13 protein-coding genes are annotated in these 13,625 nt (G+C 71.3%); 5 read left to right on the top strand and 8 right to left on the bottom strand.

The features are described 5' to 3' along the window. Positions 1-2 precede the first annotated feature (2 nt). Entirely contained in the window at positions 3-722 is a 720-nt protein-coding gene (locus tag ACFY6U_RS00610) for an SDR family oxidoreductase (RefSeq protein ID WP_390034371.1), read from the bottom strand. A gap of 138 nt (positions 723-860) precedes the next feature. Here ACFY6U_RS00610 and ACFY6U_RS00605 point away from each other — a divergent pair, with 138 nt between their 5' ends. After that, the gene (locus ACFY6U_RS00605; RefSeq protein WP_390034370.1) at positions 861-1,697 is read left to right on the top strand and encodes a LysR family transcriptional regulator; all 837 of its coding nucleotides are present in this window, start codon (positions 861-863) and stop codon (positions 1,695-1,697) included. A 106-nt stretch (positions 1,698-1,803) separates the two neighbouring features. Here ACFY6U_RS00605 and fdhD read toward each other — a convergent pair whose 3' ends face one another. The 5 genes from fdhD to ACFY6U_RS00580 are packed head-to-tail and all read right to left on the bottom strand — an operon-like array spanning position 1,804 to position 8,253. Continuing rightward, positions 1,804-2,652 carry a formate dehydrogenase accessory sulfurtransferase FdhD gene (fdhD, locus tag ACFY6U_RS00600; protein ID WP_390034369.1) on the bottom strand — a complete coding sequence of 283 codons (849 nt, stop codon included), beginning with the start codon at positions 2,650-2,652 and terminating at the stop codon, positions 1,804-1,806. Positions 2,653-2,659: 7 nt separating this feature from the next. Continuing rightward, positions 2,660-3,520, bottom strand: coding sequence for a 2Fe-2S iron-sulfur cluster-binding protein (locus ACFY6U_RS00595; RefSeq protein ID WP_390034368.1), 861 nt, complete (start codon positions 3,518-3,520; stop codon positions 2,660-2,662). Beyond that, complete coding sequence (locus ACFY6U_RS00590; RefSeq protein ID WP_390034367.1) at positions 3,517-5,334, bottom strand: NADH-ubiquinone oxidoreductase-F iron-sulfur binding region domain-containing protein; 1,818 nt, start codon at positions 5,332-5,334, stop codon at positions 3,517-3,519. Before ACFY6U_RS00590 ends, ACFY6U_RS00595 begins: the two co-directional genes overlap by 4 nt. Before the next feature lie 4 nt (positions 5,335-5,338). Continuing rightward, on the bottom strand, positions 5,339-7,285 hold the full coding sequence (locus tag ACFY6U_RS00585) for a molybdopterin oxidoreductase family protein (RefSeq protein WP_390034366.1): 1,947 nt from the start codon (positions 7,283-7,285) through the stop codon (positions 5,339-5,341). Continuing rightward, positions 7,282-8,253, bottom strand: coding sequence for a 2-dehydropantoate 2-reductase (locus ACFY6U_RS00580; RefSeq protein WP_390034365.1), 972 nt, complete (start codon positions 8,251-8,253; stop codon positions 7,282-7,284). The genes ACFY6U_RS00585 and ACFY6U_RS00580 overlap by 4 nt, the downstream gene beginning before the upstream one ends. A 212-nt stretch (positions 8,254-8,465) precedes the next feature. Between ACFY6U_RS00580 and ACFY6U_RS00575 the strand changes: the two genes are divergently transcribed. From ACFY6U_RS00575 to ACFY6U_RS00560, 4 genes are all read left to right on the top strand, one after another. Beyond that, the gene (locus ACFY6U_RS00575) at positions 8,466-9,794 is read left to right on the top strand and encodes an OFA family MFS transporter (protein ID WP_390034364.1); all 1,329 of its coding nucleotides are present in this window, start codon (positions 8,466-8,468) and stop codon (positions 9,792-9,794) included. Continuing rightward, positions 9,769-9,903, top strand: a complete 135-nt coding sequence (locus ACFY6U_RS00570; protein ID WP_256215692.1) for a hypothetical protein — start codon at positions 9,769-9,771, stop codon at positions 9,901-9,903. The genes ACFY6U_RS00575 and ACFY6U_RS00570 overlap by 26 nt, the downstream gene beginning before the upstream one ends. Positions 9,904-10,070: 167 nt before the next feature. Further along, complete coding sequence (locus ACFY6U_RS00565) at positions 10,071-11,018, top strand: beta-ketoacyl-ACP synthase III (RefSeq protein WP_390034363.1); 948 nt, start codon at positions 10,071-10,073, stop codon at positions 11,016-11,018. A gap of 127 nt (positions 11,019-11,145) precedes the next feature. Further along, the gene (locus ACFY6U_RS00560; protein ID WP_390034362.1) at positions 11,146-11,823 is read left to right on the top strand and encodes a GntR family transcriptional regulator; all 678 of its coding nucleotides are present in this window, start codon (positions 11,146-11,148) and stop codon (positions 11,821-11,823) included. 42 nt (positions 11,824-11,865) lie between these two features. On the opposite strand, the gene ACFY6U_RS00555 is transcribed toward ACFY6U_RS00560, so the two are convergent. Both ACFY6U_RS00555 and ACFY6U_RS00550 read right to left on the bottom strand, forming a co-directional pair. Next, complete coding sequence (locus ACFY6U_RS00555) at positions 11,866-12,855, bottom strand: hypothetical protein (protein ID WP_390034361.1); 990 nt, start codon at positions 12,853-12,855, stop codon at positions 11,866-11,868. 95 nt (positions 12,856-12,950) lie between these two features. Continuing rightward, the gene (locus ACFY6U_RS00550) at positions 12,951-13,232 is read right to left on the bottom strand and encodes a VOC family protein (RefSeq protein ID WP_390034360.1); all 282 of its coding nucleotides are present in this window, start codon (positions 13,230-13,232) and stop codon (positions 12,951-12,953) included. Between the last annotated feature and the right edge of the window lie 393 nt (positions 13,233-13,625).

Raw genomic sequence — 13,625 nt, 5'->3', positions numbered from 1 at the left:
GCTCAGACCAGCGTCCCGCCCCCGTCCACGACCACCACCGACCCGGTGCTGTACCCCCCACGCATCAGGTACAGGTAGGCCTCCGCCACATCCGCCGGCTCGCCCATCCGCCCCACCGGCAGCGACTCGGCGGACGACCGGAAGAGCTCCTCGCGGACCGGCTCCGGCAGCCCCCGCCACAGCTCGGTCCGCACCACACCCGGCGAGACCACGTTGACCCGCACCGGCGCCAGCTCCACCGCCAGCGCCCGGGTCAGCGACTCCATCGCCCCGCACAGCGCCGACGCGACACTCGAACCGGGCATCGGCCGCCGCCCCGCCGTGCCCGTGGTCAGCACCACCGACCCGCCCGCGCGGAGCGACCCGGCGCCGTACTTCACCGCCGCGTACGCACCCCACAGCCGGGTGTCCAGGAAGCTCCGGGCCGCCGCGAGGTCCGTGTCGGCCAGCGTCTCCAGCAGGATCGAGTCACCGGCCGTGTACACCAGGTGGTCGTACGCCCCGATCCGCGTGAAGAAGGCGCGCACCGCGGCCTCGTCCGAGGCGTCGAGGACCTGCCCCTCGGCGTCCTCCGGCAGCACCTTCAGCGCCGCGTCGACACTCTCCTGCCGCCGCGAGGCGACCACCACCCGCGCGCCCTCCCGTGCCGCGCCCTCGGCGACCGCGAGCCCGATGCCCGAGGTACCCCCGATGACGACGACACGCTGTCCCTGCAGACCCATGGCTGATCCCCTTCCAAGCCGGTGTTCCGTCCCGTTCGGACGTCTCCAGCCTGCGGTCCCGCTCCATCGGCCGTCCAAGACCTCTTTCGGCGGTGGCGATACCCTGAAGACATCGCCACCCGGGAAGGAGCCGCGGTCATGGACCTGGATCTGCGCAAGGTCCGCTACTTCGCGGCGGTCGCCGAACTCCTCCACTTCGGCCGGGCGGCGGAGCGGCTGCACATCGCCCAGCCCGTGCTGAGCCGTCAGATCCGCGCCCTGGAGAAGGACTTGGGGGCCGAGCTGTTCGTACGGGACAGCCACGGCGTGACCCTGACCGACGCCGGACGGCAACTCCTCGAAGAAGCCCGTCAGTTGCTGGCCGCCGCCGACGGCGCGCGGCGCCGGGTCGTGCAGGCCGCCCGCGGCCGGCGGCGGCTCGTCGTCGGCTTCCGGGCCGGCGTCGTCGTCACTCGGGCCCTGCGCGCCTTCGCCGCGGTGCACCCGGACGTCGAGGCCAACGCCCGCCGGGTGGAATGGGACGACCAGGAGGATCTGATCCTCGACGGCACGGTCGACATCGCCTACGTACGGCTGCCGGTCCGGGAGGCGGGTCTCGAACTGCGCCCCCTGTACAGCGAGCCCCGCGTGGCCATGCTCCCGGACCGGCACCGGCTCGCCGGGAAGCCGGAGATCTCCCTCTCGGACCTCGACGGCGAGCAGTGGCTCCGCTACAACGACCCCCGGCCCGGCGACCTGCCGCTGCGCACCATCGAGGAGAAGTTCGAGTGCGTGGCCGCCGGGACCGCGATCACGATGGTGCCGCGCTCGGCCGCCGAGCAGTACTCCCGCCCGGACATCGTCTACGTCCCGGTCGTCGACGCCGAACCCGACCGGGTGCTGCTGGCCTGGGCGGCAGGCCGCCGCTCCCCGCTGGTCGCCGCCTTCGCCGAGGCCGCGGCGCGCGTCGCGGGGGCGGAGCCCGACTCCGGCTGAGGCGGGTCCTGCGGCGCGGGGGGACACCGGACCGAGGCGGGGCCCCTGCGGCGCAGGGGGCGCTCCCCGCCGGTCGGGGCCCCGCCGCCGTGCCGCGGGGAACCGGTCAGCCCTGGGCGGCCGCGGCCCGCAGGGCGATGCGGTCCTCGCCCGCGTACACGTTCATGTTGCTGCCCCGCAGGAAACCGACCAGGGTCAGCCCGGTCTCCGCCGCCAGGTCCACCGCCAGCGAGGACGGCGCGGAGACCGCCGCGAGCATCGGGATGCCCGCCATCACGGCCTTCTGCGCCAGCTCGAAGGAGGCCCGCCCGGAGACCAGCAGGATCGTCCGGGACAGCGGCAGGTCGCCGTTCTGCAGGGCCCGGCCGACCAGCTTGTCCACCGCGTTGTGCCGGCCCACGTCCTCGCGGATGTCCAGCAGCTCGCCGTCCTCCGTGAACAGGGCCGCCGCGTGCAGCCCCCCGGTCCGGTCGAACACCCGCTGCGACGCGCGGAGCCGGTCGGGGAGGCTCGCGAGCAGCTCGGGCTCCACCCGGACCGGGGGAGTGTCGGCTATCGGCCAGCGGGCCGTCGTACGCACCGCGTCGAGGCTCGCCTTGCCGCACAGCCCGCAGGACGAGGAGGTGTAGACGTTCCGCTCCAGGGTGAAGTCGGGGAGCGTGACGCCCGGCGTGGTCCGTACGTCGACGACGTTGTAGGTGTTGGAGCCGTCGACCGTCGCGCCCGCGCAGTACACGATGTTCTGCAGGTCGCCGGCGGCCGCCAGCACCCCCTCGCTCACCAGGAACCCGGCCGCCAGCGCGAAGTCGTCGCCGGGCGTGCGCATGGTGATCGCGAGGGGTTTCCCGTTGAGTCTGATCTCCAGCGGTTCCTCGGCGACGAGTGTGTCCGGCCGGGCGGAGACCGCTCCGTCGCGGATGCGGATGACCTTGCGTCGTTCCGTGACTCGTCCCATGGTCTGATCAGCCCCGGTTCTGTACGTGCTGGTAGCCGAAACGGCCCTTGATGCAGAGATTGCCGTGGGTCACCGGGTTGTCGTGCGGCGAGGTGACCTTGACTATCTCATTGTCCTGCACGTGGAGCGTGAGGTTGCAGCCCACACCGCAGTACGCGCACACGGTGGTCGTCTCCGTCTGCCGTGACTCGTCCCAGGTACCCGCCGCCCGCATGTCGAACTCCGACTTGAACGACAGCGCCCCGGTGGGACATACCTCCACACAGTTCCCGCAGTAGACACAGGCCGAGTCGGTCAGCGGGGCGTCGTGCTCGACGGCGATCCGGGCGTCGAAGCCGCGCCCGGAAACAGAGATTGCGAAACTGTTCTGCCACTGGTCGCCGCAGGCGTCCACACACTTGTAGCAGAGGATGCACTTGTCGTAGTCGCGCACGTACAGATCGTTGTCGACCCGGGGCTCCTCGTTCAGGCGCGCCGCGTCGGGGCCGAAGCGGTCCGGTTTCGCCTCGTACTCCTTGAGCCACTCGGCGGCGCGCGGAGTCGTCGACAGATCGACCGAGGAGGCCAGTAGCTCCAGGACGATCCTGCGGCTGTGCCGGACGCGTTCGCTGCCGGTCTGCACGACCATCCCCGGCTCGGCCTTCCGGGAGCAGGCGGGCACCAGGGTCCGTGCTCCCTCCACCTCCACCACGCACACCCGGCAGGCGTTCTTCGGGCGCAGGGTGTCGCCCTCGCACAGGGTCGGCACGTCCTTCCCGGCCGCCCGGCAGGCGTCCAGGATCGTCGAGCCCTCCGGGACCCGCGCCTCCTCGCCGTCGATCGTGAACTCCAGCAGCCGGCGCGGGATCCCCAGCGGTGTCACGGTCATTCGTACGCCCCCAGACGGTCGATGGCGGATTCCACGGCGTTCCACGCGGTCTGCCCGAGACCGCAGATCGAGGCGTCCCGCATCGCCCGGCCGACCTCGCGCAGCAGCGCGACGTCCCCGGCCGCGTCGGCGCCGGTGCGCCCGACGATCCGGTGCAGCGCCTCCTCCTGCCGGACCGTGCCGACCCGGCAGGGCACGCACTGCCCGCAGGACTCGTCCCGGAAGAACTGCGCTATCCGGAGCAGGAGGTGCGGCAGCGGCACGGTGTCGTCGAAGGCCATGACCACACCCGACCCGAGCGTGGTGCCGGCCTCCCGGGTGCCCTCGAAGGTGAGCGGGATGCCGAGCTCGTCCGGCCGTACGAAGCCGCCCGCGGCGCCGCCGAGCAGGACCGCCCGCAGGTTCTCGCGCACTCCGGCCAGTCGGAGGAGTTCGCCGAGCGTGGCGCCGAAGGGGAGTTCGTAGATGCCGGGGCGGGCCACGCTCCCCGACACGCAGAAGAGCTTCGGGCCGGTCGACTTCGCCGTGCCGATCGCCGCGTACGCCGGGGCGCCCATGGTCAGGATCGGCAGGACGTTGACCAGCGTCTCCACGTTGTTCTCGACCGTCGGCTTCCCGAACAGCCCCTTCTCCACCGGGAACGGCGGCTTCGAACGCGGCTCGCCTCGGTACCCCTCGATGGAGTTGAACAGGGCCGTCTCCTCACCGCAGATGTACGCCCCGGCACCGCGCCGGATCTCGATGTCGAAGGCGAAGCCCTGCCCGAGGACGTCGTCGCCGAGGAAGCCCCGGGCGCGGGCCTGGTCGACCGCGTGCTGGAGGCGCCGGGTCGCCCGCGGGTACTCGCCGCGGAGGTAGACGAAGCCCCGGTGCGCACCGATCGCGTACGCCGCGACCGTCATCGCCTCCACCAGGGAGTACGGATCGCCCTCCATGATCACGCGGTCCTTGAAGGTGCCCGGCTCCGATTCGTCGGCGTTGCAGACCAGGTAGTGCGGACGGTCGGGCTGGGACGCCGCGGCCTGCCACTTGCGGCCGGTGGGGAAGGCGGCGCCGCCGCGCCCGACCAGGCCCGAGTCGGTGACCTCGCGGATGACCCCGGCGGGGCCGAGGGCGAACGCGTGCCGCAGGGCGGTGTAGCCGCCGTTCGCCCGGTAGCCGTCGAGCGAGGCCGGGTCGACCACGCCCACCCGCCGCAACAGGGTCAGACCTTCCTGTCCCGCCTGGGGTACGGCCGCCACGGCCGGCGGCTCCTCCGGCGCCGAGTCGGGCGCGGTGGCCGCGAGGACGGCCGTGGCGGCCGTCGCCGGGGCCGCCACCGCCGTGCGCACCGGATCCCCGGCCCTGATCGCCAGGGCCGCCGGTGCCCGCTCGCACAGGCCCAGACAGGGGCTGCGCTCGACCTGCACCCCGGGGCCGAGGCCCTCCTCGACCCCGGCGCACAGCGCGGACGCGCCGGCCGCGGTGCACGCCAGGTCCGTGCAGACGTGCAGGACGGTCGCCGGACGGGGCCTGACGGAGAACATCGCGTAGAAGGTGGCGACCCCGTACGCCTCGGCCGGGGGGACGGTCAGGCGGCGGCACAGGTAGCCGAGGGCGCCCTCGCTGATCCAGCCGATCCGGTCGTTGATCGCGTGCAGCCCCGGCAGCAGCAGGTCACGTCGGTCCCGCGCCTCCCGGCCGCCGCGCGCCCACCGCAGGTCCGCGTCGGAACGGTCGGCGCCCTCCCAGGAGGACTCCGGAGGGCCCAACAGGGCGTCGACGGCGGCCCGTTCGTCGTCCGTCGGTTTGCTGTCGCCGAAGTGCAGGTCCACTTGGTCACCTCACGATGGTCGCGACCGGGAGCTTCTCGATACGGATCGCCGACGCCTTGAACTCCGCCGTCCCCGCGATCGGGCAGTTCGCCTCGATCGTCAGCTGGTTGGTGTCCACCTCGTCGGGAAAGTGCATGGTCATGAAGGCGAGACCCGGACGCAGTGCCGTGTCGACCCAGACCGGGGCCACCACCGCGCCCCGCCGCGAGGACACCCGGACCTCCTCGCCGACGACCACCCCGTACCGCTCGGCGTCCTCCGGGCACAGCTCGATGTACTCGCCGCGCCGCAGCGGGGAGGCGTAACCACCGCTCTGGACCCCGGTGTTGTAGGAGTCGAGCCGTCGTCCCGTGGTGAGCCGGATCGGGTACTCCTCGTCGGTGAGGTCGACCGGAGGATCGTGCCGGACCAGCCCGAAGGGCGCCGGCATCCCGCGCCGGTCCGGGTCCGTCTCCCACAACCGGCCGTGCAGGTACGTCGGTTCGAGGCGCTCGGTGCTCGGGCACGGCCACTGGATGCCCTGGTGCTCGGCGAGCCGGTCGTACGTCATCCCGTAGTGGTCCGGGGAGACCGAGCGGAGCTCGTTCCAGACGGCCTCCGCGTCCTGGTACTTCCAGTCGTGGCCGAGCCGGGCCGCCAGTTCGCAGATGATGTCGATGTCCTCGCGGGCCTCGCCGGGCGGGGTCACCGCCCGGCGCACCCGCTGGACCCGGCGCTCACTGTTGGTGGTCGTGCCCTCGGTCTCCGCCCAGCCGGCCGTCGCGGGCAGCACCACGTCCGCCAGCTCCGCCGTCTTCGTGAGGAAGATGTCCTGGACGACCAGGAAGTCGAGGGCCCGGAGCCGTCGTACCGCCTGCTCGCTGTCGGCCTCCGACTGGGCCGGGTTCTCGCCGATGCAGTAGACGGCCCTCAGCGTGCCCTCCTCCATCGCCTCGAACATCTCGGTGAGGTTCAGCCCGTAGTGCGGCTCGATGACCGTGTCCCAGGCCGACTCGAACTTCAGCCGCGTCTCCGGGTCGAGGATGTCCTGGAAGCCGGGCAGGCGGTTGGGGATCGCGCCCATGTCGCCGCCGCCCTGCACGTTGTTCTGGCCGCGCAGCGGCTGCAACCCGGCACCCCAGCGGCCGACCTGACCGGTCAGGAGGGAGAGGTTGATCAGGGCGCGGACGTTGTCGGTGCCGTTGTGGTGCTCGGTGATGCCGAGGGTCCAGCACAGCTGGGCGCGCTCGGCGCGGGCGTAGGCGTGCGCCAACTCCCGTATCGCACGGGCCGGTACGCCCGTCACCTTCTCCGCGAGGGACAGTGTCCACGGCTCGACGAGCGCCTTGTACTCCTCGAAGCCGGTGGTCGCCCGCTCGACGAACGCCTCGTTGACCAGCCCCGCGTGGATGATCTCGCGGCCGATCGCGTGCGCCATCGGGATGTCGGTGCCGACGTTCAGCCCGAGCCAGCTCTCCGCCCACTCGGCGGTGGAGGTGCGGCGCGGGTCGACGGCGTACATCCGGGCGCCGTTCCGGATCCCCCTCAGCACGTGCTGGAAGAAGATCGGGTGCGCGAAGCGGGCGTTGGAGCCCCACATCACGATGACGTCGGTGTGCTCGATCTCCTCGTACGAGGAGGTGCCGCCGCCGGAGCCGAAGGCGGCGCTCAGGCCGGCCACGCTCGGGGCGTGACACGTCCGGTTGCAGGAGTCGACGTTGTTGGTGCCCATCACCACCCGGGCGAACTTCTGGGCCACGTAGTTCATCTCGTTGGTGGCGCGGGCGCAGGAGAACATCCCGAACGCGTCGCGGTTGCGCTCCAGGCCGCGGGCCGCGCGGTCCAGGGCCTCCTCCCAGCCCGCCTGCCGGAACGGCTCGTCGCGGGAGTCGCGGATCAGGGGGTGGGTGAGCCGGGTGTAGGTCTTCGGCTGCCGTTTCTCCGTGCGGCTCATGCGGCTCGTGCGGCTCATGCGGCGCTCCTCAGTGCGAGCAGGTCCGAGATGGCGTGCACGGTGCGCAGGGTGGGCACCTCCACGCCGGTGATCTCCGCCAGCTCGACGACGGCCGCGAGCAGCACGTCGAGTTCCAGCGGCTTGCCGCGCTCCAGGTCCTGGAGCGTGGAGGTGCGGTGGTCGCCGACCTTCTCGGCGCCCGCCAGCCGACGTTCGATGGAGACCCCGACCTCGCAGCCGAGCGCCTCGGCGACGTCGAGCGTCTCGCGCATCATGATCTCGATGACCCGCCGGGTGCCGCCGTGCAGGCACATCTGCCGCATGGTGGCCCGGGCCAGCGCGCTGATCGGGTTGAAGGAGATGTTGCCGAGCAGCTTGAGCCAGATGTCGTTGCGCAGGTCGGGCTCCACGGGGCACTTGAGTCCGCCGGACTGCATGGCCTCGCTGAACCGCAGACAGCGGGTGGACATGCCGCGGTCGGGCTCGCCGACCGAGAACCTGGTGCCCTCCAAGTGCCGGACCACGCCCGGGGCTTCGAGCTCGGTGGCCGCGTACACCACGCAGCCGAGGGCGCGTTCGGGGGCGAGGACGGCGCTGACGGTGCCGTCCGGGTCGACGCTCTCGACGCGGTGGCCGTCGTAGGGGCCGCCGTGCCGGTGGAAGTACCACCAGGGGATGCCGTTCTGGGCGGCGACCACCGCCGTCCGCTCGTGCAGCAGCGGCTCGATCAGCGGCCCGCACGCCGCGTACGAGTTGGCCTTCAGGCCCAGGAAGACGTAGTCGACCGGGCCGACCTCGGCCGGGTCGTCGGTGGCGTGGGCGTGCGCGGTGAAGTCGCCGCGCGGGCTGAGCACCCGTACTCCGTACTGCCTCATGGCCGCCAGATGCGGTCCACGGGCGATGAGATGCACGTCGGCGCCCGCACGGTGGAGCGCGGCACCGACGTAGGCGCCGATCGCACCGGCGCCGAGGACTGCGACTTTCACGGAACGCTCCGTTCGGCTTGAGGGGTACCGCGGAGGTGGTCGGGGGGAGAGGGCCGACCGAATCGTGTCGACGAAATATTGTCTACAGTATGGAGTCGTAGCCGACAAGGGTTCGGACGGCGACCGTTCGGCGCATTCTGGATACCGCTCATCGCATACGATCGAACGGTCGGGTTCTCAACCACCTTGCGGGGCCCTACCGTTCGGGATTCATGAGCAGCCCCCCTGTAGCACCGCCGGGTTGGAGCCGCTGGCTCGTCCCGCCCGCCGCCCTCTCCGTCCATCTCTCCATCGGCCAGGCCTACGCCTGGAGCGTGTTCAAGCCGCCGCTCGAATCCGCGCTGAACCTGAGCGGTACCGAGAGCGCGCTGCCCTTCCAGCTCGCGATCGTGATGCTCGGCCTGTCGGCCGCGTTCGGCGGCACCCTCGTCGAGCGCAACGGACCGCGCTGGGCCATGACGGTGGCCCTGATCTGTTTCTCCTCCGGTTTCCTGATCTCCGCGCTCGGCGCCGAGACCAAGCAGTACTGGCTGATCGTGCTCGGCTACGGCTTCGTCGGCGGCATCGGCCTCGGCATCGGCTACATCTCCCCGGTCTCCACGCTGATCAAGTGGTTCCCGGACCGGCCCGGCATGGCCACCGGCATCGCCATCATGGGCTTCGGGGGCGGCGCGCTGATCGCCTCGCCGTGGTCCGCGCAGATGCTCTCGTCCTTCGGCAGTGACAACGATGGCATCGCCCTCGCCTTCCTGGTGCACGGGCTCTCGTACGCCGTCTTCATGACCCTCGGCGTGCTCCTCATCCGCGTCCCGCGCACCGAGAAGCCGGTCGCGGACGCGCCGAGCGCCTTCGAGGGCGTGCAGGTCTCCGCGAACAGCGCGATCCGCACCCCGCAGTTCTGGTGCCTGTGGGTCGTGCTCTGCATGAACGTGACCGCCGGCATCGGCATCCTGGAGAAGGCCGCGCCGATGATCGCGGACTTCTTCGCCGACAGCTCCACCCCGGTGTCGGCGTCCGCGGCGGCCGGGTTCGTCGCCCTGCTGTCCGCCGCCAACATGGCGGGCCGGATCGGCTGGTCGTCCACCTCCGACCTGATCGGCCGCAAGAACATCTATCGCGTCTATCTGGGTGTGGGCGCCGTGATGTACCTGCTCATCGCCCTGTTCGGGGATTCGTCGAAACCCCTGTTCGTGCTCTGCGCCCTGGTGATCCTCTCCTTCTACGGCGGCGGTTTCGCGACCGTGCCCGCCTACCTGAAGGACCTCTTCGGCACCTACCAGGTCGGCGCCATCCACGGCCGGCTGCTCACCGCCTGGTCCCTCGCGGGTGTGCTCGGCCCGCTGATCGTCAACTGGATCGCCGACCACCAGAAGGACGCCGGCAAGCACGGCTCCGACCTGTACACCCTGTCCTTCGGCATCATGATCGGCCTGCTCGTCGTCGGTTTCGTCGCCAACGAGCTGGTCCGCCCCGTCCATGCCCGCCACCACATCCCCGCCCCGAGGGAGGCCGTCGATGTCGAACGAGAGCAGCCGGCCTGAGCCGGACCGCCGCTGGCTGATCGCCGTCGCCTGGGTCTGGGTGGGCGCGCCGTTCGCCTACGGGGTGTACGAACTCGTGCAGAAAGCGACACAGCTGTTCAACGGGTGAGTCCGGTGTCCAACGGGTGAGTCCGGGGAATGCTCGGGCGTCCGAGGGTCTGCAAGAAGCCGACAACTCGGGCGCCCGTTTCCTGTGGCCTCACGTGCCGTCGTACCGGTGAGTCACTGAACAGACTGGTGGACCCATACCGAGGCAACGAGGGGGCTCCACCACCCATGAACGGCTCGCGCATCGCCGCCGTCGGCCACTACCAGCCCGCCAGGGTACTCACCAACGAGGACCTGGCGGGCATGGTCGAAACCAGTGACGAGTGGATCCGCAGCCGGGTGGGCATCAACACCCGGCACATCGCCGGCCCCGACGAACCCGTCGACGAGCTGGCCGCGCACGCCGCCGCCAAGGCCCTCGCCGCGGCGGGCCTCACCCCCGCGGACATCGACCTGGTCCTGGTCGCCACCTCCACCGCGATCGACCGCTCCCCGAACATGGCCGCGCGCGTCGCCGCCCGGCTCGGCATCCCGCAGCCCGCCGCGATGGACGTCAACGTCGTGTGCGCCGGTTTCACCCACGCGCTCGCCACCGCCGACCACACCGTCCGGGCCGGTGCCGCCACCCGGGCGCTCGTCATCGGCGCCGACAAGATGTCCGAGGTGACGGACTGGACCGACCGTACGACGTGCGTCCTGGTCGGCGACGGGGCGGGCGCGGCCGTCGTCGAGGCGTGCGGGCCGGGCGAGGAGCCCGGGATCGGACCGGTCCTGTGGGGTTCCGTCCCCGAGATGAGCCACGCCGTACGGATCGAGGGCACCCCGCCCCGGTTCGCGCAGGAGGGGCAGAGCGTCTACCGCTGGGCCACCACCCAGCTGCCGCCCATCGCCCGGCGCGCCTGCGAGAAGGCCGGGATCGCCCCCGCCGACCTGGCGGCCGTCGTCCTGCACCAGGCCAACCTGCGGATCATCGAGCCGCTCGCGGCGAAGATCGGTGCGGTCAACGCGGTCGTCGCGCGGGACGTCACCGAATCCGGCAACACGTCGGCGGCGAGCATTCCGCTCGCCCTCTCCAAGCTGGTCGAACAGGGACGGGTGTCGAGCGGCGATGCGGTCCTGCTGTTCGGCTTCGGCGGCAACCTGTCCTACGCGGGGCAGGTCGTGCGGTGTCCGTGAGAGGGCGCTCCGCGGTGTGACGTGGTGGACTCCCGCTTCTGTCGGCAGCTGTGCGCCGTAGACTGTAGACGAAAGACAATCGATACTGAGTGTCCGTCGTAGCGGGTGTCTGCCGAAGGGGGACCCGATGTTGTCAGCCGGACTGCCGCAGGGCGCGGTGCCCAAGCTCGAACGCCCCGGACCGCTCCGCGACCGCGTGTACGAGGCGCTGCTGGAACTCATCACCACCCGTGCCCTGCAGCCCGGCCAGCACCTCGTCGAGAGCGAACTCGCCGGCCACCTCGGCGTCTCCCGGCAGCCGGTGCGTGAGGCGCTTCAGCGGCTGAACACCGAGGGCTGGGTGGACCTGCGCCCCGCACAGGGCGCGTTCGTCCACGAGCCGACGGAGGCGGAGGCCGACCAACTCCTCACGGTCCGCACCCTGTTGGAGGCGGAGGCGGCGCGGCTGGCGGCAGCCAACGCGGGCAGTGCGGGCGTGGCCGCCCTCGAATCCCTCTGCACCGAGGGCGAGAAGGCGGTCGCCGCGGACGACGTGGACGGAGCCGTCGCCCTGAACGCCGCGTTCCACGCCAAGATCATGGACCTGGCCGGCAACACGGTCCTCGCCGAACTCGCCGCCCAGGTCGACCGGCGGGTCCGCTGGTACTACACCCCCGTCGCCCGCCAGCGCGGCCACCAGTCCTGGATCGAACACCGTGAACTGATCGCGGCGATCACGGCGCGAGACGAGCAACTGGCGACCACGCTGATGCGCGAACACACCGAGCACACGCGACGGTCGTACCACGAGCGGGCACAGGCCTGAGCCGGGTGACGGTGCGGGGCGCGTCCGTCCCGGTCGGGCGGTTCACGGCAGCGTGATGAGAGCGATGCTCTCCGCCGTCGCGACGGCCAGCCGGGTGCCGTCGGGGTGGAGGGCGGCGACGGGGGTGGGAACACGCCGGTAGCCGAAGCAGGTTGGTTTGACGGGCACGGCGACCTCGGGCCACTCCGCGACGATGCGCCCGGTGGCCGGGTCGAGCAGCCGCGGGTGGCCCAGGAACGAGATCACCTGGTCACCACGGGGCAGGAGCAGGACACCCGGGTCGGTATCGGCGACGGGACTGCGGTGGAGCCAGCGGCCCTCGGCGATCGACCACACGCCGAGGTGGCGCGGGGGCAGCCCGGCGGTCTCCTCCTCGTCCCACTCCTCGGCCCCCGTCGCCAGGACCAGCCGGTCGGCGTCGAGCCAGCAGCCGGCCGTCACCTCGGCGTTCATCACCGCCGCAATCGGCAGTACGCCCTCGCCGTCCAGGGTGCCGGGGTCGGAGAGCGCGAGCGCGGTGTCGTAGACCAGGGCCATCCCGAAGGGCTGCCAGACCCAGCCGACCGAGAGCAGGTAGCGGCCGTCCGGGCTCAGGGCGAGCCTGGAGTGGAAGACGTCCTCCGGCTCCCGCCCACCGGCGGTCAGCCGCTCCCCGCTCGCCGCGTCCTCGATCTGGAGCACGTTGTACTCGTCCGGGCAGTGCACGACGACCTCGCGTCCGTCGCCCAACCTGCCGAGGGCGAGCGGGTAGTCGTAGTTCGGCGCCCGGTAGTAGCTGCGGTTCAGCTCCCGTACGACCCGTTCGCCTTCGAGCAACGCGCCCTTGGTGCCGCGCTCCTGGTACACCGCGGAGTAGCGCCCCGAGGCCGAGGCGGTCCCGGCGTCGAACGGAAAGCTCCACGCGAAGGGCGCCCGCCGCTCCACCCCGTCTCGGCCCCAGCGCCGACCGCCCCCGGTCGCGGAGACCAGTTCGTCGCCGTCCCACACCAGCGACTTCGGCGCCGACTTCACCGGTATCGACTCCACAGTCATCGATGCCCCCCCTTCGGAGCGCCTCGGGCGGGCCTCCGCCGGGAATCTACGGGACCCCGCTCAGCCGGTGCGTACGAATTTCGCGGGTCCTGTTCCTACCCGTCGTCGTGGCACAGGCAGAAGGGGTGACCGGCGGGATCGAAGAGCACGCGTACGTTGTCCTGCGGCTGGTCCGGCGCGAGTACCGCTCCCCGGGCGACGGCTTCGGCCACCGCCCCGTCCAGATCGGCCACCTGGAAGTCGAGGTGCATCATCGTGCGCTGCTCACCGTCGACCGGCGGCCAGGTGGGCGGCCGATATCCGGCGGCCTCCTGGAAGACGATGTACACGGCTCCCTGGGGCGGCGCGACGACAGCCGTCCCCGGCTCCTCGTGCACGTCGCTAGAGCACCCTCTGACCTGCCGTTTTTCAGCGCTATCCCGAGTCGGCGCCATCGCGGGGACACCCGTCAGCTATCCCCAGAGCCCTCTTCCGGGGTATCTGCCCGGGATGGCCAGAGTGCCAGTTTCTTTGCATTTTTCCTGATGACGGGGCTTGTCACCGTGTGTCCATTGGATAATAGAAGCCGGAACCGGAGATGGTCCCCTCGATCAAGATATGTCCCGGCCACTCTTTCGTTGTGGGTAATTCCGTCAAGCGCAGGGATAATCGGTGGCACATTTCCCCATCTGCCACGGGGGTCGAATCTTTGCCCGCCCACCGTCTCGAATCGCCGTTTGCTGTATGTCCACGCGTAACGACACAGTTCCACCCGCTCCACAGTTACAGGG

The sequence above is a fragment of the Streptomyces sp. NPDC013157 genome (genome assembly GCF_042899865.1).
In the GTDB taxonomy this organism is placed as follows: Bacteria; Actinomycetota; Actinomycetes; order Streptomycetales; family Streptomycetaceae; genus Streptomyces.
The sequence above is the reverse complement of the archived record's forward strand: the minus strand, read 5'-3'. Positions and strand labels throughout refer to the sequence as shown.

What these genes read in the sequence shown, in the direction of transcription:
- ACFY6U_RS00555 (WP_390034361.1), bottom strand. Translation starts at nt 12,855, where the DNA reads ATGACTGTGGAGTCGATACCGGTGAAGTCGGCGCCGAAGTCGCTGGTG.
- ACFY6U_RS00585 (WP_390034366.1), bottom strand. Translation starts at nt 7,285, where the DNA reads ATGAGCCGCACGAGCCGCATGAGCCGCACGGAGAAACGGCAGCCGAAG.
- ACFY6U_RS00570 (WP_256215692.1), top strand. Translation starts at nt 9,769, where the DNA reads ATGTCGAACGAGAGCAGCCGGCCTGAGCCGGACCGCCGCTGGCTGATC.
- ACFY6U_RS00610 (WP_390034371.1), bottom strand. Translation starts at nt 722, where the DNA reads ATGGGTCTGCAGGGACAGCGTGTCGTCGTCATCGGGGGTACCTCGGGC.
- ACFY6U_RS00605 (WP_390034370.1), top strand. Translation starts at nt 861, where the DNA reads ATGGACCTGGATCTGCGCAAGGTCCGCTACTTCGCGGCGGTCGCCGAA.
- fdhD (WP_390034369.1), bottom strand. Translation starts at nt 2,652, where the DNA reads ATGGGACGAGTCACGGAACGACGCAAGGTCATCCGCATCCGCGACGGA.
- ACFY6U_RS00595 (WP_390034368.1), bottom strand. Translation starts at nt 3,520, where the DNA reads ATGACCGTGACACCGCTGGGGATCCCGCGCCGGCTGCTGGAGTTCACG.
- ACFY6U_RS00560 (WP_390034362.1), top strand. Translation starts at nt 11,146, where the DNA reads ATGTTGTCAGCCGGACTGCCGCAGGGCGCGGTGCCCAAGCTCGAACGC.
- ACFY6U_RS00575 (WP_390034364.1), top strand. Translation starts at nt 8,466, where the DNA reads ATGAGCAGCCCCCCTGTAGCACCGCCGGGTTGGAGCCGCTGGCTCGTC.
- ACFY6U_RS00565 (WP_390034363.1), top strand. Translation starts at nt 10,071, where the DNA reads ATGAACGGCTCGCGCATCGCCGCCGTCGGCCACTACCAGCCCGCCAGG.